The sequence below is a fragment of the Bacillus sp. JJ1533 genome (assembly GCF_036965045.1).
Classification (GTDB): domain Bacteria; phylum Bacillota; class Bacilli; order Bacillales; family Bacillaceae_L; genus Ferdinandcohnia.
Genome location: NZ_JBALOV010000018.1, coordinates 100,549 through 122,291, shown reverse-complemented (window position 1 = coordinate 122,291; position 21,743 = coordinate 100,549). Strand labels below are relative to the sequence as shown.

Annotated in this window: 24 protein-coding genes; 9 read left to right on the top strand and 15 right to left on the bottom strand. The window is 39.0% G+C overall.

Annotated elements, in window-relative coordinates:
* Positions 1-12 precede the first annotated feature (12 nt).
* From V7138_RS09460 to V7138_RS09440, 5 genes are all read right to left on the bottom strand, one after another.
* A complete protein-coding gene (locus V7138_RS09460) occupies positions 13-702 on the bottom strand; it encodes a copper homeostasis protein CutC (RefSeq protein ID WP_335396365.1) in 690 nt (229 codons plus the stop codon).
* Between the two features lie 58 nt (positions 703-760).
* Complete coding sequence (locus V7138_RS09455) at positions 761-1,261, bottom strand: DUF1648 domain-containing protein (protein ID WP_335396363.1); 501 nt, start codon at positions 1,259-1,261, stop codon at positions 761-763.
* Positions 1,262-1,362: 101 nt separating this feature from the next.
* Positions 1,363-2,430 carry a hypothetical protein gene (locus V7138_RS09450; RefSeq protein WP_335396360.1) on the bottom strand — a complete coding sequence of 356 codons (1,068 nt, stop codon included), beginning with the start codon at positions 2,428-2,430 and terminating at the stop codon, positions 1,363-1,365.
* The gene (locus tag V7138_RS09445; RefSeq protein WP_335396358.1) at positions 2,423-3,307 is read right to left on the bottom strand and encodes an ABC transporter ATP-binding protein; all 885 of its coding nucleotides are present in this window, start codon (positions 3,305-3,307) and stop codon (positions 2,423-2,425) included. Before V7138_RS09445 ends, V7138_RS09450 begins: the two co-directional genes overlap by 8 nt.
* On the bottom strand, positions 3,300-3,695 hold the full coding sequence (locus tag V7138_RS09440) for a GntR family transcriptional regulator (RefSeq protein ID WP_335396355.1): 396 nt from the start codon (positions 3,693-3,695) through the stop codon (positions 3,300-3,302). Before V7138_RS09440 ends, V7138_RS09445 begins: the two co-directional genes overlap by 8 nt.
* Before the next feature lie 215 nt (positions 3,696-3,910).
* Here V7138_RS09440 and V7138_RS09435 point away from each other — a divergent pair, with 215 nt between their 5' ends.
* The 4 genes from V7138_RS09435 to V7138_RS09420 all read left to right on the top strand — a co-directional run bounded on the left by V7138_RS09435 (position 3,911) and on the right by V7138_RS09420 (position 9,334).
* Positions 3,911-5,143, top strand: a complete 1,233-nt coding sequence (locus tag V7138_RS09435; RefSeq protein WP_335396353.1) for an aminopeptidase — start codon at positions 3,911-3,913, stop codon at positions 5,141-5,143.
* Positions 5,144-5,461: 318 nt separating this feature from the next.
* Positions 5,462-6,313 (top strand): carboxylating nicotinate-nucleotide diphosphorylase, encoded by an 852-nt coding sequence (nadC, locus tag V7138_RS09430; protein WP_335396351.1) that lies wholly within the window; start codon positions 5,462-5,464, stop codon positions 6,311-6,313.
* A gap of 62 nt (positions 6,314-6,375) precedes the next feature.
* Complete coding sequence (locus V7138_RS09425; protein ID WP_335396348.1) at positions 6,376-7,389, top strand: TAXI family TRAP transporter solute-binding subunit; 1,014 nt, start codon at positions 6,376-6,378, stop codon at positions 7,387-7,389.
* A 16-nt stretch (positions 7,390-7,405) separates the two neighbouring features.
* Positions 7,406-9,334: a TRAP transporter permease gene (locus tag V7138_RS09420; RefSeq protein ID WP_335396346.1), complete on the top strand. Its 1,929-nt coding sequence runs from the start codon at positions 7,406-7,408 to the stop codon at positions 9,332-9,334.
* Positions 9,335-9,738: 404 nt separating this feature from the next.
* On the opposite strand, the gene abc-f is transcribed toward V7138_RS09420, so the two are convergent.
* Positions 9,739-11,427, bottom strand: a complete 1,689-nt coding sequence (abc-f, locus tag V7138_RS09415) for a ribosomal protection-like ABC-F family protein (protein WP_335396344.1) — start codon at positions 11,425-11,427, stop codon at positions 9,739-9,741.
* A 317-nt stretch (positions 11,428-11,744) separates the two neighbouring features.
* Here abc-f and V7138_RS09410 point away from each other — a divergent pair, with 317 nt between their 5' ends.
* On the top strand, positions 11,745-12,677 hold the full coding sequence (locus V7138_RS09410; RefSeq protein ID WP_335396343.1) for a CobW family GTP-binding protein: 933 nt from the start codon (positions 11,745-11,747) through the stop codon (positions 12,675-12,677).
* Between the two features lie 151 nt (positions 12,678-12,828).
* Positions 12,829-13,023: an alpha/beta-type small acid-soluble spore protein gene (locus V7138_RS09405; protein ID WP_335396341.1), complete on the top strand. Its 195-nt coding sequence runs from the start codon at positions 12,829-12,831 to the stop codon at positions 13,021-13,023.
* A gap of 74 nt (positions 13,024-13,097) precedes the next feature.
* Here the strand turns inward: V7138_RS09405 and V7138_RS09400 are convergent, their stop codons facing one another.
* Positions 13,098-13,253, bottom strand: coding sequence for a hypothetical protein (locus V7138_RS09400; RefSeq protein WP_335396340.1), 156 nt, complete (start codon positions 13,251-13,253; stop codon positions 13,098-13,100).
* Positions 13,254-13,427: 174 nt separating this feature from the next.
* On the opposite strand from V7138_RS09400, the gene V7138_RS09395 reads away from it, so the two are divergent.
* Both V7138_RS09395 and V7138_RS09390 read left to right on the top strand, forming a co-directional pair.
* Positions 13,428-13,613, top strand: coding sequence for a hypothetical protein (locus V7138_RS09395; protein WP_335396339.1), 186 nt, complete (start codon positions 13,428-13,430; stop codon positions 13,611-13,613).
* Between the two features lie 109 nt (positions 13,614-13,722).
* Positions 13,723-13,941 carry a spore germination protein gene (locus V7138_RS09390; RefSeq protein ID WP_335396338.1) on the top strand — a complete coding sequence of 73 codons (219 nt, stop codon included), beginning with the start codon at positions 13,723-13,725 and terminating at the stop codon, positions 13,939-13,941.
* A gap of 43 nt (positions 13,942-13,984) precedes the next feature.
* On the opposite strand, the gene V7138_RS09385 is transcribed toward V7138_RS09390, so the two are convergent.
* From V7138_RS09385 to V7138_RS09350, 8 genes are all read right to left on the bottom strand, one after another.
* On the bottom strand, positions 13,985-15,604 hold the full coding sequence (locus tag V7138_RS09385) for an ABC-F family ATP-binding cassette domain-containing protein (RefSeq protein WP_335396336.1): 1,620 nt from the start codon (positions 15,602-15,604) through the stop codon (positions 13,985-13,987).
* A 193-nt stretch (positions 15,605-15,797) separates the two neighbouring features.
* Positions 15,798-16,142, bottom strand: a complete 345-nt coding sequence (locus V7138_RS09380; RefSeq protein ID WP_335396334.1) for a DUF4257 domain-containing protein — start codon at positions 16,140-16,142, stop codon at positions 15,798-15,800.
* Positions 16,143-16,336: 194 nt separating this feature from the next.
* The gene (locus V7138_RS09375) at positions 16,337-17,296 is read right to left on the bottom strand and encodes a nucleoside hydrolase (protein WP_335396333.1); all 960 of its coding nucleotides are present in this window, start codon (positions 17,294-17,296) and stop codon (positions 16,337-16,339) included.
* Between the two features lie 96 nt (positions 17,297-17,392).
* Positions 17,393-17,983 carry a cell wall hydrolase gene (locus tag V7138_RS09370; protein ID WP_335396331.1) on the bottom strand — a complete coding sequence of 197 codons (591 nt, stop codon included), beginning with the start codon at positions 17,981-17,983 and terminating at the stop codon, positions 17,393-17,395.
* A gap of 242 nt (positions 17,984-18,225) precedes the next feature.
* Positions 18,226-19,599 (bottom strand): aldehyde dehydrogenase, encoded by a 1,374-nt coding sequence (locus V7138_RS09365; protein WP_335396329.1) that lies wholly within the window; start codon positions 19,597-19,599, stop codon positions 18,226-18,228.
* A gap of 152 nt (positions 19,600-19,751) precedes the next feature.
* The gene (locus V7138_RS09360) at positions 19,752-20,498 is read right to left on the bottom strand and encodes a GTP cyclohydrolase II (protein ID WP_335396327.1); all 747 of its coding nucleotides are present in this window, start codon (positions 20,496-20,498) and stop codon (positions 19,752-19,754) included.
* A 104-nt stretch (positions 20,499-20,602) separates the two neighbouring features.
* The gene (locus V7138_RS09355) at positions 20,603-21,058 is read right to left on the bottom strand and encodes a MarR family winged helix-turn-helix transcriptional regulator (RefSeq protein ID WP_335396326.1); all 456 of its coding nucleotides are present in this window, start codon (positions 21,056-21,058) and stop codon (positions 20,603-20,605) included.
* A 91-nt stretch (positions 21,059-21,149) separates the two neighbouring features.
* A complete protein-coding gene (locus V7138_RS09350) occupies positions 21,150-21,344 on the bottom strand; it encodes a hypothetical protein (RefSeq protein WP_335396324.1) in 195 nt (64 codons plus the stop codon).
* Positions 21,345-21,551: 207 nt separating this feature from the next.
* Between V7138_RS09350 and V7138_RS09345 the strand changes: the two genes are divergently transcribed.
* A partial coding sequence (locus V7138_RS09345) for a hypothetical protein (RefSeq protein ID WP_335396323.1) occupies positions 21,552-21,743 on the top strand: 192 nt, incomplete at its 3' end.

Genomic DNA, 21,743 nt, shown 5'->3' with positions numbered 1-21,743 from the left:
ATCCTTGTTGTATTAGCTTATTAAATCCCTTATTGTTTTTATAGTATTCCCATTTATTGGTTCGCTAAACTTCCCATTCATCCGGACAGCCGACCCGAAATGGTATTCCGTTGCGTGAAGTTTTTCGTGAAGCTCTACGATGTTATTATGTGAAAGGCCTGAACCCGGCATAATTACTGGAGATGGCTTTTCGCTAGAGAGAGACAACATCTTCTTAAGGTTTTCCACCCCATCCAATGCCTTAGGTGCCCCTCCAGAGGTTAACACTGTTTGAATATAATCGCTGTATTTTTGTAAGGTTTTGTAGGCTTCAATTATATCCTTTGCCTCATCGATCGCACGGTGGAACGTAATCTTCATACCATCCGCAGCCTCAATCACTTTTTCAAGAAATGCTTCATCGATTTCACCATTTTCAGTTAAGGATCCAAATACAATCCCAGCTGCCCCAAGTTCTTTACACACTCTAACATCCTCTAAAATAACACGCTTATCGTCTTCGGAGTATGTAAACGAATAACCATGAGGACGCACCATGACGTGAACAGGAATAGAGACTGCTTGGACAACATCATTGATGATTCCATATGAAGGGGTTAAACCACCTTCTGTCATCGCCGTAACCAATTCTAAACGATTTGCCCCATGTTCTTCTGCTAATCTTGCATCTTGGGCATGTTGGACAATAATTTCAATTAACATTGTTAATTTCCTACTTTCATTAAAAAGTTTGGGGCACCTGTGGTCCCTTTTTGTTACACTATTTTTTACGTAATTTGAACATCTTGTACATATAATACCCCATTGTTCCGAACATAGACACGAAGAACACAATCATGTACCACATCCCTAACCCTTCTTTGCCCTGGGCAACGGTCACCATTTCCCAAGAACCGATCGCTAAAAAGAAAGTAAGAAAAAAGTTCATGGTAACCAGCATTTTTCGAGAGTTTCTATAAATGCCTTCCGCATTTTCTGGTGTTACCTCGACAGGGTAATTATGGATATGGGGAAATTTACTTAAGATAAACATCGTCTTAAATAAAAAAGTAGCGATAATGGGGAGAATGAAGACACTTGCTTTTCCACCCCAGCTATCAGGCTCCCCGGCAATGTTAAAATGGGTCGGTACTCGGTCTGGAATCTCGCTCCAATTCACAATAACAAAACCATATATACCAACTAAAATTACCGCTGAGAGCAACTCTAAGCGTTTTTCAGATCGTGTTTTTGGCAACTTCAATACAGGTCTTTCAGACACAAAAAACACCCCTTTTCTCCTCTTTATACGATGAAGGGGTGGGTAAAGTTTCATTTTAAAAGGACCATCTGGTTCGTCATTCGTCTAAATTTTCCCATCCCCTATTTTCGTCCGAATACCATTCGCATTCCAGCAAGTTTGATGAGGATGAAATAGGCAATCAGGCTGAAGCCAAGTCCACCTAAATGATAAGATAGAAGGCTCGGAAGTTCGTCGTAGTAATTGAATGAACCAAATACCATACCACCAAATAGGTAGAAACAGATGAACACCCCTACTTTTAAATAAGGCAACAACTTCTCATAGGCCAATATTTTACCATTGTTTTCACTTTTTATTCGGTTCGCTAAAACCTTCATAAAAAATAGGGATAACCCTGTTACAACAGCTGGAACAATGAGAAACAGCAGTACAAGGGTTGGACTTGATTGCTTCCAAACAAAGACATCATTGATAAAGTTATCTACATCAAATAACATGATTGGAAAAGACAGAAAATCAAAAATGACATCTACATTGTATAGATCAAATAGTTTATAAAATGGTGTTCCCGTAATCGCATAATAGTGATATCCAACTGCGTGAATAACAAGATGATATAAGCCGTTCGGCAGAAAAAGAAACAGTATACTAAAGGCAAATTGCGAAACGATACTCGCCCCAATGAAACCCATCAATAGACTGAAGGAATAGATCCCAATCAGTGAGAAAAGAGCGATGACAAAATAGATTCCTAACGCCGATAAAGGTAAATAGTCGTGAACCTTAGAGTTAACTAAAATAAATCCTGAAATGAACACACTGACAGTTAGTGCGGAAAAGATATGCGTAACTCCAAATAACCATTTATTAAAAAAGATTTCTTGTCTTTTATATGGGAGTGAAAGTGTAAAATCCAAACTTTGATTGGTCCGTTCTAACCCAATTAGAATGGAAGCTAATAACACAATCACAATCATTTGGAAAACGCCAACCTCCAAAAAGTTATGAAAATGAAAGGAATAGTTTTCTATACTCCCCCATTCATTGGTATGAAGTTGCATGGAGCGTTCCTGAATATCAATAAACGTATAAAGTTTATAAGCAAAGTACAAGCAAACCACCCAAAGTCCCCACACAACAAACTTTGATTGCTTATAATTCTTTAGCCAAAGTGCTTTATTAAACAATGTCATCCCCTCCTAATGTCGACACAAATATGTCTTCTAAGTCAACGGGCAATTCCTCTAAAAGCAGGGGCTGTTCCTCTTTTAATGTTGAAATAATTTCTTCTATATTTTCTTTTATCAAAAGTGTGTTAACACGGCCGATTTGAGATAAGACCTTCATGTTTGGGATTTGTTTGAATCTTTCAGGAATCCCTTTTTCTTTAAAAACCACCTGGATTTTTTTATAATAATGCCGCGTATCCTCCATTGAGACGATTGTTTCAATCTCGCCATCCTTTAACATAATGATTGTATCGGCAATTTTCTCGAGTTCCTCTAAATGGTGACTTGAAATAAGGAGTGAAACCCTCGATTCCGAAACTTCTTCTAAGAGAAACTGCAGGATTTTCCTTTTTATTATGACATCGAGTCCATTTGTAGGTTCATCTAATATAATGAGCTTTGCCTTTGTTGAAATGGCCAAAATGATAAATAACAAGGCCTTCATTCCACGAGAGAGGGTCCGAATTTTCCGCTTCTCTGGAAGGTTGAAACGCTGTAGAAGCTGGTAAAAATAGGAGGTTTCAAAATTCACATAGACAGCCTCATACAAAGTCACAAGTTCTTTAATACTGTAGCCATTGAACGCTGAATTTGAATCTGGAACAAAGACCATTTCCCCCTTCACTTCAGGGTTTGACACGATGTTTTTCCCTAGAAACACAACCTCCCCTTGATCGGCATCTAAAATGCCAACAAGGCTTTTAAGCAATGTTGTTTTTCCTACTCCATTTCGCCCGACCAATCCGACAATGGATCCTTCATCTAATGAAAATGAGATTTCCTTCAAGACTGTTTCTCCTTCAATGCTTTTTGAAAGATTTTGTACATTAAGCATCACTGCTGTTCCCCCCTAACTCCTTCACATAGTTCTCGACCCACTCAACAAAGGTTTCTTTATTTATCCCTAAATATGAGGCTTCTACGAGCAAAAGCTTTAATGATTGTTTGATTTCCTCCACTTTTTCTTCATCCACCTTGTTTGGAAGTTGCCCAGAAACAAATGTCCCCTTTCCCCTTCGTGTTTCGATGATTCCCTGTCGTTCAAGCTCTTGATATGCTTTGCTGACGGTGTTGGGGTTCACTAGCAAGGTTGAAGAAAGCTCACGAACACTTAGTAATTTTTCATCTGGATGAAGGACCCCTTTTAAAATGAGCTCCTTTACTTGGTTAACAATTTGTTCCCAAATTGGTGTATTGCTGCGTTCATCTAAATGAAAATACAAGCAGAACACCCCTTTCAGTCGTTCATACTTAATGCGTTTTATCTGTATTACCTCATGTAGTACACTTAATACATTAAATCACAATCACTTACAAGTCAATGTACATCTGCCTATTTTTTAAAAAAAGGTATTTCGCCCATCGAAGAGATTCTGTTACACTAGAATGGAAGTACTTACATTCGTGCTATGTATAGCACAATAAAAGGAGATTACATATGTCTAAGTTCGAACAAACGCTTGAAAAATATGCTGATTTAGCCGTTCGGGTTGGTGTCAATGTTCAAAATGGACAAAACCTTCTTATAAATGCACCCATTTCAGCAGTTGAGTATGTAAGAAAAGTTGTAAAAAAAGCCTATGAGGCTGGTGCTAGAAATGTTTACGTTGAGTGGAGTGATGACGAGATTACACGCACGCGCTTTGACCTTGCACCAGACGAAGCGTTTCTTGACTATCCCATGTGGAAGGCAAAAGGAATGGAAGAACTTGCGGAAAATGGAGCTGCCTTTTTATCCATCATTTCGTCTAACCCAGATCTATTAAAAGGCGTTAATCCTGAGCGAATTGCCAATGCTAATAAAACAGCAGGACAAGCGTTGGAAAAGTACCGAAATTATTCTCAGGCTGATAAAATCAGCTGGTCTGTCATCGCTGTACCTTCAGAAAGCTGGGCTGAGAAAGTATTCCCAGACCTATCTGCCAAAGAGCAGGTTGATAAATTATGGGATGCCATTTTCCATGCGGTACGTGTTAATGTGGAAGACCCGGTTCAAGCGTGGAAGGTACATAACGCAACTCTACATGCGAAGGTTGAGTACTTAAACAAGAAAAAATATCAAAAATTACATTATAAAGCACCTGGAACTGACTTGGTGGTCGAACTTCCTGAAAACCATGTATGGATTGGCGGCGGTGGAAAAAATGAGCAAAACATTGAGTTCGTTGCCAATATGCCGACTGAAGAGGTGTTTACAGTTCCTAAAAAAGACGGTGTAAATGGTTTCATCAGTAGCACAAAGCCACTTAATTACGGTGGAAGCCTGATCGATCAATTTACATTAACCTTTGAAAATGGAAGAATTATCGATGTGAAGGCTGAAACAGGTGAAGAGACGTTAAAACGTCTTGTGGAAATAGATGAAGGTAGCCATTATTTAGGTGAAGTGGCACTTGTTCCACATAACTCACCTATTTCACAATCTAAAATTCTTTTTTACAATACGCTGTTTGATGAAAATGCATCCAATCACTTTGCTATTGGAAATGCATATGCTTTCTGTATTGAAGGCGGTAAAACGATGTCACGTGATGAGTTAGTGAGAAAAGGAGCAAACTCAAGCATCACACATGTCGATTTCATGGTCGGGTCAGGCGAAATGGATATCGACGGCATCACGGTAGATGGCACAGTTGAACCTGTCTTCCGCAACGGAAACTGGGCTTTTTAACAAGATCAACGACAAGCACAACCATCTAGAAGCGATTGACTTGGAGCAAAAATCAAAGTTAGCCTAGAACTAGACAAATATGCAAGGCACCAGCAGGGCTTAGCTCTGATGGTGCCTTTTTTGATTCCCTCCCCTTGTCACGATGCAAAATTAACCAAAAATTTTATATTTGATACTATTGATATTCGATTGGTAATATGTAAATATAGATGACAAGACAGTTGTAATATCATCTGTTCAAACTGAAGATTTTCAGCATATTCATCTACCTAAGTATGTGAAATTATTATCAAACTTATAATTTCGAGGAGGCAAACTATGAATCTATTAAAATTACGAAAGATGCTACAAGAATTTTTACTTGAAGATATTGGTGAACAAGATATCACTAGTCAATCGATTTTTCCGCTTGAAAAAACAAGTCAAGGTGTGTTCATCGCGAAAGAAAATGGAATTATATCTGGATTATCCATAATTGAAGAAGCGTATCATTTGTTGGATCCCTCAATCAAAGTCGAACAACGCTTTTTAGACGGAGATCGTGTTACAGCCGGAGATACAATTGCGACTGTTAGTGGTCCAACTGCCCATCTCCTTACTGGTGAAAGAGTCATTCTAAATCTTCTGCAAAGAATGAGTGGAATTGCAACGATTACGAATAAATGTGTGGAAGCTTTAAACGACCCTTCCATCCATGTTTGCGACACTCGAAAAACGATTCCGGGCCTGCGGATGCTTGATAAATATGCAGTCGTATCCGGCGGTGGCAAGAACCATCGATTTGGTTTGTATGATGGTGTCATGATTAAAGATAATCATATTGCCTATTGTGGTTCGATTACAAAAGCCGTTCAAGCCGTACGTGAAAAAATTGGCCATATGGTGAAAATTGAGGTTGAAACGGAAAGCGCTGAGGAAATAGTAGAAGCCGTAAAAGCTGGAGCGGATGTCATTATGTTTGATAATCGCAGCCCAGAAGAGGTAAAAGAATTTGTACAGTTAGTACCAAAGGGCATAATCACCGAAGCCTCTGGAGGCATTACCTTGGATAATTTAGCAACCTATTCAGGAACAGGTGTCCAGTATATTTCATTAGGATTTTTAACCCATTCCGTTAAAGCTCTTGATATTAGCCTACAGGTTAAAGAAGGAAACAAAAAAAATCTATAACCGAATGAAATCTTTAATAGATGATCATGGAAATTCGCCAATCGAATTGGGGGGAAAAAAAGATGTCTCAAAGAAATTGGACTATGTCCTTCATTTTATTAGTGTGTACTCTACTACTAGCAGGTTGCATGAATAAGGTTGGCGCGGTTTCTGTTGGCTCTTCTGACGATATTCGAACAACTATGATCGGTGGACGAACAGGTGGTGCTTGGTCCGTATTTACAGAAGGAATTGCAGAATCCATTCGTCGCGATAATCAAGGTTCACTTATCACAGTAGAACCTGGAGGAATTGTCGAAAACCCTGCGAGTGTCGGGACCAACACTGTTCCCTATGGGATCTCATATGCCATGACAGCATATGCGGCATTTAGTGGAGCAGAGCCCTATAAAGAAGCCTATCCAGATATCCGGGCAATCAGCGTCGTCATCCCTGCTAACTTTTATCAACTGATTGCACGTGGAGATGTAGAATTTAATTCACTAGATGAAGTGATTGAAAAGAAAATTCCGATCCGACTTGCTGTTGACCAACGAGGTTCCGCAGGTGAACGTATCACACGAGCGATTTTAAAAGAGTACGGTGTCACCTATCAAGATATCGCTTCTTGGGGTGGGTCTGTTGACCATCTAAGTGGATCAACAACCTTTGAATTGATGGCAGATAATCGAATCGATACGACAGGAGATGCAGTATCTGTTCCTTCGAGTGATATCTTAGAAGCCGCCACAACAAATGATATGAAGTTTATTTCAATGGATCAAGGTATCTTACAAGTTGTGGCAGAAAAATTAGGAATGGAACAAGGCACAATTACTGCAGGAAGCTATGATTTCCTAGAACAAGATGTGAGTACCGTATATACACCGGCCATATTAATTGTCCATAAGGATGTTCCAGAAGAAGAAGTGTATCGCGTAACTAAAGCGATCTATGAAAACTTTGAATACTTAAGAACTGTTCATAAAGAATTTCAAAATCTCTCTGACGAAAACTTTAGTAAGGTTGGGAAGGTCCCGCTTCATCCAGGTGCGGAAAAATTTTTGAAAGAAAAAGGACTCATTCACGAATTCTAGAAGGGAGCTCCCAACGATGGGCATTAAACATAATCTAACAAAAGCTTTCGCTGAAGGTGAAAAGCGTCACTTAACAGGACCACATTTTAACGTATTTATTTGTTTCGCATTTATTCTATCTGTATTTCAGGTGTGGTCCGTAATTTGGGGGAAGCTGGATCCAATCCAGCTATTGGCGACACATTTATCTCTGATTCTCCTATTAACGTTTATGTATTATACTTTTTCAAAAAAGAATGGAACGAGTGTTGCTCCAACATTTATAGACTATTTCTGTTCTTTTTTAGCATTAGGTGCTGGAATCTATTTTAACATCCATGCAGTACGAATTTCGGAACGGATTCCGATTGTTGACCCTCTTTCTACTATGGATATTGTAGTTGGCTTCCTTTTTGTCATTTTAAGCATTGAAGCAGCCCGCAGGACGATTGGAATGCCGATTGTCATCATCGTCCTTATTGGTGTTGGCTATGCACTATGGGGTCACCATTTAGGAGGCCTCATTTGGCATCGGGAATTTTCGTTCTCAGAGGTAGTCGAAGATTTAGCGTTTAGCTTTAATGGGCTTTGGGGGTCACCCATTGCCGTTGCGGCATCCTTTGTCTACATGTTCTTATTGTTTGGGTCCTTTTTACAAAAAGCAGGTGCGGGTGAGTTTTTCTTCCAGTTATCAACCGCCTTGGCAGGAAGAACACGTGGTGGAGCCGCGAAGGTCGCCGTTTTAGCGAGTGCGTTTTTTGGGATGATTTCTGGAAGCCCGACAGCTAATGTCGTGACAACAGGCTCTTTTACCATCCCTGTTAGTAAACGCTCTGGTTACAAGCCTTCGTTTGCAGCAGCAGTTGAGGCAGCTGCATCAACAGGAGGTAGCATCTTACCGCCTATTATGGGATCGTCTGCCTTTTTAATGGCAGCCATTACACAAATTCCCTATATTTCAATCGTGATAGCAGCCATTATTCCGGGCATTCTATACTATCTTTCCTTACTTGCCATGGTTCATTTTGAAGCGATACGATTAGATTTACCAAAAGCAAATAAAGAAGATATTCCTAAAATCTCGCATGTGTTAAAGCAAGGCTGGTATTACTTTATTCCACTTGTTGTTTTACTTGCATTTCTTTTAAATGGCTATAGTGCATCAAGAACTGGTTTGTATGGTGTCTTGGCAATTGTCATCGTGAGCTGGTTTCGTAGGGAAACACGAATGGGCATTAAACAAATTTTCGAAGCGATGGTTGATGGTGCTAAATCGTCTATCCCTGTTACAACTGCATGTGCAGCAGCAGGTTTAGTGATTTCAGGTATCATGTCAACAGGTCTCGGGGGAAAGTTAACGAGTGTGGTACTTGGCTTAACAGAGGGTATGCTTATTCCTACTTTAATACTAACAATGCTCATTTGTATCATTTTAGGAATGGGAATGCCAGTAGCGGCGGCATACATTTTAACGGCCATGTTAGCAGCTCCAGCCTTAATGGAGTTAGGTGTTTCCTTAATGGCGGCGCATTTATTTATCGTTTATTTCTCCATTTTTTCAGCGATTACACCACCTGTTGCTGTCGCAGCCTACGCTGCAGCTGGAATTGCCGATAGTAACCCAAACCAAGTCGGGCTTGAAGCCGTTCGGCTAGGAATTGTCGGCTTTATCGTGCCATTTATGTTTGTATTAGAACCTGCATTATTATTAGACGGTTCACCGCTTGAAATCATGGTTTCATTCTTTACTGCCGTAGTCGGGGTTGTTTCATTAAGCGCTGGTATTATCGGCAGGCTTCTAACAAAAGCTAACACGATCGACAGAATTCTTTTAATCACAAGTGGATTATTGCTCATCTACCCACATGTTCTCCTTAGCGGTTTGGGCATTCTCTTGTTTATTTTCGTTCTTGTTTATCAGAAAAAGCGTCACCTCCCATATACCCCTATCCAGAAAGGGGCCTGAGCAAGAATAAAAGCGTAAGCGCCTTGAAAGGGAACATCGACTAACTACTGCCACGTCCTGTGGCAAACGTCGATGTCAGCACTTCCATGTGCAAGTCCGACAAGCATAAGAAAAGATGGCGAGAAGGATGTACTTTATCCTTCTTGACAGATTGGCTTATGACCTCGAGATGCTCAAAGCACTAAGGAAGGCCTCCTTGCGTAATCCTCGCAGGAACAAGCTATGCTTGTTCAGAAGCTTCTCGCAAGATACTCGCAGAAGCATATTCTAGATGAAAACTGGCTAGGCGCTGGAGCTGGACTTGAATACACCCATTAAAAGTTATCCACAACGATTAATTTTCTAATTTCCTATACAAATTAGAAAAAGTTCAGTGTATTACGCACTGAACTTTTCTTGTGGATTCACAGTTCTCTTTTCTTTTTCATTAAGTCTAATAGTTTTTTGTCTAGCTCCTCATATTTAGGATCGGTCTTTGTTAAAAATGATAATTGACCGATTATCGCATTAATCTCATTTTCGACCAAAAGCTTTTCTTCTTCCCTATCTTGTTCAACAACCGGTTCTTGGCAAGCTTTATTCTGATACTCCAATAGCCCCATTTCAACTCGTTTAATGACATGGTTTTCAAATACCAACAGTTTGGAACACATTTTTTCAAGAAAATAGTGATCGTGTGAAACGGTAAGAATCGTCCCTTCAAAGGACTGCAGCATTTTTTCAAGAGACTGGCGACTAGCAAGATCAAGATGGTTTGTTGGTTCATCCAGTATTAATATATCTACCTCATCCAATAATAATTTAACAAGCTTTATCCTTGTTCTTTCACCCAAACTTAAGGCCGAAATGGGCTGATTGATTTTATCAGCTTTAAACCCAATGTTTGCGAAAATGGTCCTTGCTTCATTAATCTCATCTTTTACTGTGAGTGCAAGGTATTCAAGGATTGTCTTCGACTCATCCAAATCTGTCACATCCTGTGACAGATAGCCAATTTTCAAGGAATCACTTTTCCAAAGCTCCCCCGTTGAAAGCTCAGATTCTCCCATTAGTACACGCAGCAATGTCGTCTTCCCACAGCCATTTTCACCAAGAATACCAAGCCGTTCGCCAAACGCCAGATAGAAATGGCTATTGTGAAACAAGGTCCGTTCACCAAATCTCATCCCTCCATTTTTCACCTCAATCATTCGTTTACCCCGCTTTTTGCTTTGTTTAAAATGAAAGTAGAGTTCTTCCTTTTCCTTTGGCTTCTCAACCTTGTTTTTTTCGAGTTCCCTTTCAAGTCGCTTCCTTTTTGACTTTTTTTGTTGATCCATTTTCTTAGCCTTCACGCGGTAGAATTCCTTAAAGCCCTCCTGCTTTGTCGATTGGCGATGCGCTTTGTCTGACCAATTTTGCAAATTGCTCATTTGGTCTTCGATTTTGGCTTTTTGTTTTTGCTGCATGTCATAGCGATGGAGTTGACTTTTATATTGTCGTTCCTTTTCTTCAGAATAATCCGTATAATTTCCATGGTAAATGAACGACTTACCGTCCTCAATTTCAATCATTTTGGTGACTGTTTTATCAAGAAAATAGCGGTCATGCGAGATCACAATAATAGCACCAGGAAAAGCCTTCATTTCCTCAATGAGCCATTCTACCCCTTTAAAATCAAGATGGTTTGTTGGTTCATCAAGCAATAATAAGTCTGGTTTTGATGCCCAAACCTTCGCTAATGATAACTTGGATTTTTCCCCGCCGCTTAAGTGTGACCCTCTCTGTTGGTCCCATGTCTGAATTTTTGTTAACCCAAGTAGACTTGTTTGCTCTAAAATATCTCCTGAAACCGTGGCTTCCTCAAGGTCACGAAGCGTATCTTCAGCAGCCTGTTTTAAATAGCCAATTGAAATCGGTCCAGACGGCATCTCCAAATGACCCCGATCCATCTCTATTTTTCCCGTTAAGATGTTTGCTAAGGTCGTTTTCCCTGCTCCATTATTTCCGACAATCCCGATTCGATCTCCCCTTTGGACATCAAATTCAATATCCTTTAAAATGATCTTATCTCCATAGCTTTTGTGTGTCCCGCTTAATTTTAAAATCGTCATAAAAAACCTCCCTAGACCGTATCTAGAGAGGACACATTTTTCCCAGCACAAATAAACGTACATCTAATTCATGTACCATCGGACATGGAAATGGGCAGACGAATCCTATTCTCTAGATACAAATTTTTCGGTATTGAAAAATAAGTACGAAAATAAGATTAATTGTCCATTGCCCCTTACCATTCCTTTCGAATTTTGTTAGTTCTAGTATATGTGCATGGGAAGAAACTGTCAAACCGACATTTGTTCAGTTTTCTTTCCTGTTTGCCATTATTCGTTATAATAAGAGTAATCATATGAAAGAATGAGGCGTTTTTATGGAAAAAGTTGAGGTTTTTATTTTATCTGGATTTTTAGGAAGTGGGAAGACCACTTTGTTGCAAAATATTCTTACTCAGGAAAAAGAAGCAGGTCGAAAAGTAGCTGTTGTCATGAACGAATTAGGCCAGGTTTCGATTGATTCAAATGCAGTTTCAGAGAATACCCCTCTTAAAGAATTATTAAATGGTTGTGTTTGCTGTACCATTCAAGGCCAGCTTGAGGTTCATCTCCAAGGGCTTTTACAGGACCATGATCTTGATGCGATTTATATTGAGACTACTGGTGTTGCCCATCCGATTGAAGTGTTGGATGCCTGCATGTCACCGCTTTTTGCTGATCAATTATTCGTCCAATCGATTGTGACGCTTCTTGATGTAAATCGTTGGAAGGAAAGAGACTTACTAAGTGCTCAACTTCAAATGCTCTTACGCGAACAAGTTCGTCATGCAGATGTACTATTACTTAATAAAATTGACCAGTTGTCAGAAATGGAACAAGGACAAATGCTATATGAAATCCAATCAATTAATAGGGATGCAAGATGCTTACTGACGAAGTACGCTGCAGTAAAGATTGATGATCTTCGTACCATGAAAAAACCAGAGCGCAAGCCACATGAACGGGCCCATGTCCATCTGGATTTGAAGCTAAAAACGTATGTACATACATTTGCACAGCCACTTGACCTTGATTTGTTCGAGGATTGGCTCAGAAATATGCCTGACACGATTTACCGAATAAAAGGCTATTTAAAGTTTACCCATTCAAATCATACATATTTGTTCCAATACTCCTATGGAACGCCCATTTACTTAAAGGAACTTATGAATTACAAGCCAACTTTGGTATTTATCGGAGAAAAATTGGATCCACAATGGATGAAAGCTGAAATGGAGAAGCTTGAGGAAAGAAGTTTGAATGCTGAATAGTGTCTTTTGTGCCCTAACTCTTCATAATTGTTCCCTATCTTGCAAAACGCAGGATTGGTCCTATTTGCCAAGCATCATTTCTGAAAAACGTGACACCTTAAAAATGAGTAATCATTTGGTTACTCAAAAACTTTGTCGGGAGTGATGTATCATGGCAAGAAACAAACTATTGGTTCCAGGTGCTGAAAATGCGCTCGATCAAATGAAAGAAGAAATCGCCAATGAGTTTGGAGTTCAGCTTGGTGCAGATACGACCGCACGTGCTAATGGCTCCGTTGGGGGCGAGATGACGAAACGCCTCGTTGCAATGGCACAGCAACAGCTTCAAAATGGTTCACAACAATAACCATATCGTCAGGAGGTCCTTTCGGGGACCTCCTTTTGTTTTGGTATGATGAACACAAAAAAACCGTCACCTTTTTAAAAGTGGACGGTTTTTTGGTCATCTATTATCTCTGTTGACATCATCACAGTTGGTTTTTCCTTCGCCTCAATCGTCCTTACCCCAAATAAAATCATTCCCACCACTAATAACGCAAACAACAACACGATAATACAATTTTTCACTAATGCCATCTGTTCCCACCCTATCTTTTTTACAAGCTCCGCTTTCGTTGCATTTTTCCAACAAAACCATTCTATTCACGTTTTTCTGTTTTATTCCCAAATATTAAAAATTGATTAAAACATCTCTGATTTTCTCACTTTCCCATTGGTGGGACATATAGTGAAGTAAAGGAGGGAAATCACTTGGATAAATATATATTCTTATTTGTTGCGTGTATTTTAGCAGGTTTTGCACTGATTCGAGTAACTGCATATGATACTGTTTTAGTTAGCTTGCACTCCGTGTTCAACTTAGTTGGTGCTGTTACAATCATCGTCTTTTCATTTGTCCTTATTTTCAAAGGAATTTTAGCTTTATTAGGTAAGTGATAAGCCATCAAGGCTTATCATTTTTGTTTTTTTAGGGGTTTGTACCTTTCACTTTTCCATAGGAGCCATATGCTAGTACTATGAAGATTATAAAGGTGGTACAAAGCATATGACGTCAATTTTTTTAGGGCCAATAGAGATTAACCGGAATGAGGGAACCATTATTGCTGGTAACTCGTATAATGTTTCGCCTTCATCGACAGGAAAAACGTTTGCTGGTTCAGGATCGCTTAATACAGGTGTCTATATTACAAATAATAGTGGTGTGAGCATATTTAATACAAATGATAAGGATGGAAGCGATTCAAATATTTCCGGAGAAGTGTAAAAAGCCGTCTCCATTATTTTGGAAGACGGCTTTTTTTTACATATTATGCATACATTGCTTCTACTTGTTTCTGAAGTTCAGCATTTTCTAGGTATTCGTCATATGTCATTTGCTTATCAACAAGACCATTTGGTGTAATTTCGATAATACGGTTTGCAATTGTTTGAACAAACTGATGGTCATGTGAAGTAAATAAAATGGATCCTTTAAATGCAATTAAGCCATTGTTTAAAGCGGTAATTGACTCAAGGTCTAAGTGGTTTGTTGGATCATCCAGCAATAGCACGTTTGAGCCACTTAGCATCATTTTTGATAGCATGCAGCGTACTTTTTCTCCTCCAGAAAGAACGCTAGGTTTTTTTAATACTTCTTCTCCGGAGAAAAGCATTCTTCCTAAGAACCCTCGCAGGAAGCTTTCACTTTGATCATTAGGGGAGAACTGACGAAGCCAGTCTACTAATGTTGGCTCATTTCCTTCAAAATACTTCGTATTGTCCTTAGGGAAATAGGCTTGTGATGTGGTAATACCCCATTTAAAGGTACCACTATCCGCTTCCATTTCACCCATTAAAATTTTAAATAATGTCGTGATTGCAATTTCACTTTTGCCCACAAACGCTACCTTGTCGCCTTTATTCATAATAAAGCTTACATTGTCAAGGACCTTCACGCCATCGATTGTTTTAGTTAAACCTTCAACACGTAATAAATCATTTCCAATTTCACGCTCTGGTGTAAATCCAACAAATGGATAACGACGTGAGGACGGCTTGATATCATCTAGTGAAATTTTATCTAATAATTTTTTACGAGATGTTGCTTGTTTAGATTTTGATGCATTCGCACTAAAGCGCGCAATAAACGCTTGAAGTTCTTTAATTTTTTCTTCTTTTTTGCGGTTTGCATCCGATGCCATTCTTGATGCGAGCTGGCTTGATTCATACCAGAAATCATAGTTTCCAACATAGATTTGAATTTTTCCATAATCCAGGTCGGCCATATGCGTACATACTTTATTCAAGAAATGACGGTCATGGGATACGACAATGACGGTATTTTCAAAGTTAATTAAAAATTCCTCTAACCACTGAATTGCTTTTAAATCCAAGTTGTTGGTAGGCTCGTCAAGTAATAGAACATCAGGCTTTCCAAACAGTGCCTGTGCAAGTAATACTTTTACTTTTTCAGATCCTGTTAAGTCTTCCATTTTTTTTGAGTGAAGTTCCTCTGAAATTCCTAATCCTTTTAAAAGGATGGCTGCTTCAGATTCTGCTTCCCAACCATTTAACTCCGCAAATTCGCCTTCAAGTTCAGCTGCTCGCATGCCGTCCTCATCAGTGAAATCTGGCTTCATATAAATAGCATCTTTCTCTTGCATCACTTCGTAGAGACGGGAATGTCCCATGATAACGACTTTAAGTACTTCATGCTCTTCATATTCGAAGTGGTTTTGTTTTAGAATGGCAAGGCGTTCACCTGGTGTCATATGAATATCACCAGTTTGTGGCTCAATCTCACCAGAAAGAATTTTTAAGAAAGTAGACTTTCCGGCACCATTAGCACCAATCAAGCCATAGCAATTTCCGGGTGTAAACTTTATATTAACATCTTCAAAAAGCTTGCGATCACCATAACGCAAACTGACATTAGTAACTGTAATCATGTAGTGTGAATCCTCCATTTCATATCATTGCTACTGATTATACCATTTTCATAGAAACATCTCTACTATTGGCTAATTTGTTTACGCCATGGAGTTTACTTTAGAATAATATAAAAATAACCCTTTCCACAGATTTCCTGTCAAAAGGGTCAATTAGAATACATTGCGTTTTTCTTCTTTTTCTTGTTTTGAATCAAATTGCATCATTCTTCTCTTTGCTCTCCTGTTCTTGTTTTGTTTCCGTTGGCAATTCATTGCGTCGTCCAACTTGTCTGACTAAATCAACTCTCTGCATAATCCTGTCTCCCCCGTAACCTGCTAAAATAGAGAGGAACACTACTCGAAAAATCGATTCTGTGTCACTCGAAGCTACTACTAATACTGCCGCAACGGTTCCGATCAACATTTCTTCTAAAAAGCCGAGGTAGATGAAGCGTTTTGTCACACGAGGTTTTTCGATTTTCCCCAGTTTTTTAGCATGTCCCAACAACCCCATAGAGCCACCAATAAAGATTGCTAGCAAGAGATGTAACAACATGTCATCACCCCCTAAAGTCCAGATTTTGTAATGCTTGACCTTAGGCAAATAAAGAAGCTTCCTTATTCACATTATATGCCAAATGTGGAGAAGAAAGCTTGGGTATATTTTCCGAAAATTGTAAATATTCCGTACTACCAATGCACTATTTTCCTTTCAATAATCGTTTCGCCCCCCGAAGGAACTACATACTCCTACCTATCTACATCTCCCATCGTCATCACCTGAATAAATTCAGCAATGAAGTTTTCATAATCAAAGCGCAATCCAATACGGTCTAATGTTTCGGGTGGTTCCTCATCCGGATTACCACGAAAATCAGCAACACTTACTCCCTTTAAAATTCCAAACATTTCTACTTTTACCCTGCGAAGTGCATATTGCACTATCGTTGGATTCACAATGGCACTTAAGGCAACAACATCGTGTAGTGGTGTCCCTTTAATGCCTGGCATGCTTTTTTTATAGAACTTATAATAATAATCAAAAATAGGGCGAATTAAATGGCGGTACGGGTTGCGGGTACCCTTTTGGACAATCGTATCGACAATGTCGGAAGTCAATAAGGCTTGGATTGTTATATTTAATGGGTGAATTGCAAGGTTTCGTGCACGCTCACAGATAAGGTTTGCAGCGATTGGATCTCCATGAAAATTAGCTTCAGCTTCAGCAGTTGCATTACCAGGCACAAAAAAGGCCCCTCCCATGATATAAATTCCTTTCACCTTATTCATTACCTCTCCGCCAAGGAGAAAGGCAATAGCAAGAGAGGTTGACCTTCCAACATCAACAATATAAATTTCATTTTCATATCGATTAATAATCGTAAAAATTTCATCGAAGTTTAATAACTCTGCTGTTTGTAATGTATCAGGCGGACGAATTGGACCAAGCCCTTCTTCACCATGAATTTCAGGATAATAAGGGGTGAATTCTCCAGACAGTGGCCCTTTCGCCCCCGCTATAATCGGAATATCTCTTTTTCCAGCAAGGGATAATAAATAGGCCACATTTTGAACAGCTTGTTCTTGTTTAACATTCCCGTAGCTAGGTACGATTCCGACAATTTCAATTTTAGGATTTAGCAATCCATACATAATCGCAATTGAATCATCAATTCCCGGATCTCCAAAAAGTAGCACCTTTACTGTCATACCTTTCACTCCTCCCCTCAATATTTCCCTATAATATTCACTATATGAAGGAGATATGAAAAAACACCCACTTTGATATGGGTGTTTTGAATCGTTTTATTTTGCAAATCGGTGATTCCCAATAACCGTTGTTACTTCTCTTGACATCATGAATGGGTGCGATGACTTATCCGGATTGAAGAAAAATAATGATCCATTCCCTTGTCCACGGAACGTAATGGCTTCATCTACTGCACGCTTTGATTCTTCATCAGCTGGTTGATTGATTGAACCATCTGCCACTGGGCTAAATGCATATGAACCACCTGGTGTCTTTTCGTAAATCACATCTTTAATAGTATCAGGGAATTCAGGTGAATCAACACGGTTTAACACTACTGTAGCCACGGCAACTTTACCCGCATACGGCTCGCCTTTGCTCTCCGCATGTACGATTCGAGCAAGTAATTCTTTATCTTGTGCTGATACTGATTCAGGTATTTCAAGCTGTTCTCCTGGATGGATTATATCACTAGTTCGGTTATTAACTTCCTTTAGCTTTAATACCGATACACCATATTTCATGCCAAGATTCCAAAATGTATCTCCGGATTTTACAGTATGAGTTGCTGCCGATGCACTCACACTTGATGCTAGTATTGAGAATATTACCGCAGTTGCAAATCCTATCTTTTTAAGGTTTTTCATAATTAAATTCCTCCTAGTAGTTGTCGTTTTTGCCTCTACTAGAAGGGTAACAGCTGTAATATTTCGATTCATTGTCCAATAAATGGCAGAATACGAGAACCTATGGGACACTTTGCCTGAAAAAATACTTGGAAAAATAATCCAGGTCAAAATTTTACCTAAATATTGGACAACAGGGAAAAATACGGGTTCCATTTTACAAACATCTCAACTATGTAATAAACATTTGGATACTTTTACGGCTATTTCATAATCATTTTAATCCACTTTAACCCATTCTTTGTCGTGGGATAACGGAATGGCAAATCAAATTTTGTGGTTTGTTTCATGATTCCTTTTTCATGAGAAAACACATCAAAACTTCCCTTCCCATGATAAGCACCGATGCCACTTTCACCAACACCACCAAATGGCAGGTGTGGGGTCACAAAATGATAAACTGTGTCATTCACACAGCCACCACCGAAGGAAATCGACTCGATAACTTTGTTTTGTACGCGTTCAATTTCTGAGAAGATATATAAAGCAAGAGGTTTTGGAAGCTTATTAATTTCATCAATCATTTGTAAAATGTCTTCATATTCCAGCACAGGTAAAATCGGTCCAAATATTTCATCCTCCATGATTGGGTCCTCCCATGAAATATTCGACAGGACCGTTGGTGCAATCAGCTGCTTCTGGGCATCTGATTCCCCGCCATACGCAATTGTTCCACTATTGTATATAAACGTTTTTAGGCGCTGAAAATGGCGATCACTTACGATTTTAGTAAACGTACTATTCTCGCTAAGTGCATCCCCATATAATTGATGGATGGCCTCTGTTAACAACTTCAAAAATTCATCCTTTACCTCATGATGGACATATACATAATCTGGGGCCACACAGGTTTGCCCTGCATTCGTAAACTTTCCCCACGCAATTCGCTTTGCTGCATACTGAAGATTCGCATCCTTATGGACGATACAAGGACTTTTCCCTCCGAGTTCAAGGGTAACAGGTGTTAAGTGCTTTGCTGCAGCCTCCATAATTACCTTTCCAACCGCAACACTACCTGTGAAAAAGATATAATCTGTCTTTTCTTCTAAAAGGGCTGTACTTGTTTCAACTCCTCCCTCAATTACTGCGATGTATTCCTCTTGGAAATTTTCACGAATTAGCTTTGACAGCAATTCTGAAGTTCGTGGTGTTAATTCCGAAGGCTTTAAAATCGCACAGTTCCCAGCGGCGATAGCTCCAATCAACGGCGCGAAGGCAAGTTGGAACGGATAATTCCAAGGAGATATAATCAGCACAACCCCATATGGTTCAGGATATATATAATTTTTACTGCCAAAGCCTGCTATACTTGTTTTTACCCTTCGTGGCTTTGCCCAACTTTCTATATGTTTCAAGGTGTAGTGCAGTTCCTCTAATACAAACCCAATCTCGGTTGTGTACGATTCAAATTCTGATTTATTTAAATCTGTATGTAAAGCATCCGAAATATCTTTTTCATGCGTTTTAATTAAGTTTCGAAGTGTTTTAAGCGTATCGACCCGAAAAGTGATTTCCTTTGTTTTTCCTGTCGAAAAGAACTCACGCTGCCTTTTTATAAGCGCCTCATAGCTTTCCACAAATGTTTCCCCCATTTCAACAAGACTCTACTATATAAATAATACAAGACTATGTGATTCTCCTCTATTTTTTTACAAAAAACAAAGATAATACTACTATTTGCATAAAAAAAGTAAGCCCTCGACATAAGGCTTACCTTTTATTGCCACTATTAGATTGTGATCATTTTTTCTTTTACCGGGATGTGCCCTGATTTTTCGACTTTTGTTGCTAAATACTTTTCATTATATTCAGAGATATCCCCCCAGAGTGGGATATGTGTGTCTGATAAAAGTCCATAATCTTGTAAGGCAGCTAATTTTTTTGGATTATTTGTAATTAGCGTAACTGGCTTCTCGCGTAACTCAGAGAGCACGCGAATGGCATCTTCATAATTGCGGCTATCGTCTTTAAAGCCTAATGCAAGATTCGCCTCTACCGTATCAAAGCCTTCCTGCTGAAGGATATAGGCAAGTGATTTTGAAAATAACCCAATCCCTCTTCCTTCATGATCGGCTAAATAAAAGAGTGCACCACAGCCATTTGAAACGATCATTCTCATCGATTCACGCAATTGGAACCCACAATCACAGCGCTTGCTTCCGAAAATGTCTCCAGTATGACAGATGCTATGCATTCTTATAAGCGCATCATTTTCAGTATCAAAATCTCCATACACAAGTACAGATGATTGCTGCATGGCTGCTAAATTCATTTTGGTTAGTGAGTCAAGCACATCCTCTGTGTTCATTTCATCCTCTATTTTTAACCAAGTGTACCATTTAAATGTTACGACTTTATCATCTAACTGAACAGGCAATGTAATAGGTCCAACTAAGCAGATATCCTGTTCATCGTGCTTTTGGATCAATTTCATTTTATTTAAAAGAAGGTCCTTCGCCTTTTTTTTAACTACCATCATTATTCTCCCTTTCTACTGCCACTATTAAAGAATTCTCTCTTCTATGTCTTGAAAGTATAGTATTTTTATAAAAGGGAGGTCAAGTAATATACATTTCACTGTTATTTATGTTTTTCAGCATGAAAACCTAACTTTTTCAAGAGAACCATCATTTCTTCTTTTTCAGAGTCAGTTAATCCCCCGACAATTTCTTCAATGGCCTCCTGATGCTTCGGAAAAATAGTATCCATGAATTGCTTGCCTTCATCCGTAATCGACGCCCATGTTACACGTCGGTCTTTTGGACAAGGATTTCTGACAAGGAAATTCTTTTTTTCTAATTTATCCACAACATAGGTGATGCTTCCACTAGACAATAAGACCTTTTTACCAATATGTTGAATTGGTTGGTCCCCTTTATGATAAAGCAGTTCTAAGACGGCAAATTCAGTTAAGTTTAATCCGTATCCTTTTACATCCTCTTCAACCCGCTCATTCACAGAACGGAATGCTCGAGATAGTATGACAAAAAATTTTAAGGAGAGATTAGGAACATTGATTGCTTCATTTGCTTCCATATTTTCCACCCTTTTCATTATCTTGAATTCAAGATAATTTTACTAAATTTTCATGTCGCTTGTCAACCTTTGTACTGTGACTTTTGTCACATTAACTTCTCGCGACCTCCACATATGTGTACATCACATCTCCGCCATGCAAAGCAATCCCGCGAAAATGCTTAAAATCTTCCCTCTTGACCAATGTATTTCGAAACTCTAAAAATTGATCATTTTTCACTAAATACTCACTAAGTTCTCCATCTCTTAGCTTATTTAAAATTTCATTTACAAATTGTTCATTCATAGTAAACACCTCTTTGTAAATTATAGTAGTTCACAGAATGAGAAACAAGGCAAACACCCATTTATACTGCGATTCTACACACAATGCGCCTGTAGGCATATGATATGGGGAATATGTCTAGTAGGCTTTTATAAGTAGTAGCTAACGTTAACTTGCATCAGTTACTACCTTTTTAAACTGAATGAATACAATAGAGAGGTGGATTCTATGAAAAATTACCAAAATCCTTATGCTTTGAATCCGAATATGTATGGAGGGCAGCCTGGAATAACACAAACTATAATGGTTCCTCATGGGCCACACGGACCTGGCTGTACCTGTGGTCAAACAATGAGTGGATATAATATGATGGGTGATCAAGACCCTCAGGATCCAGATTTTGGACCAATGTTAGGTAAT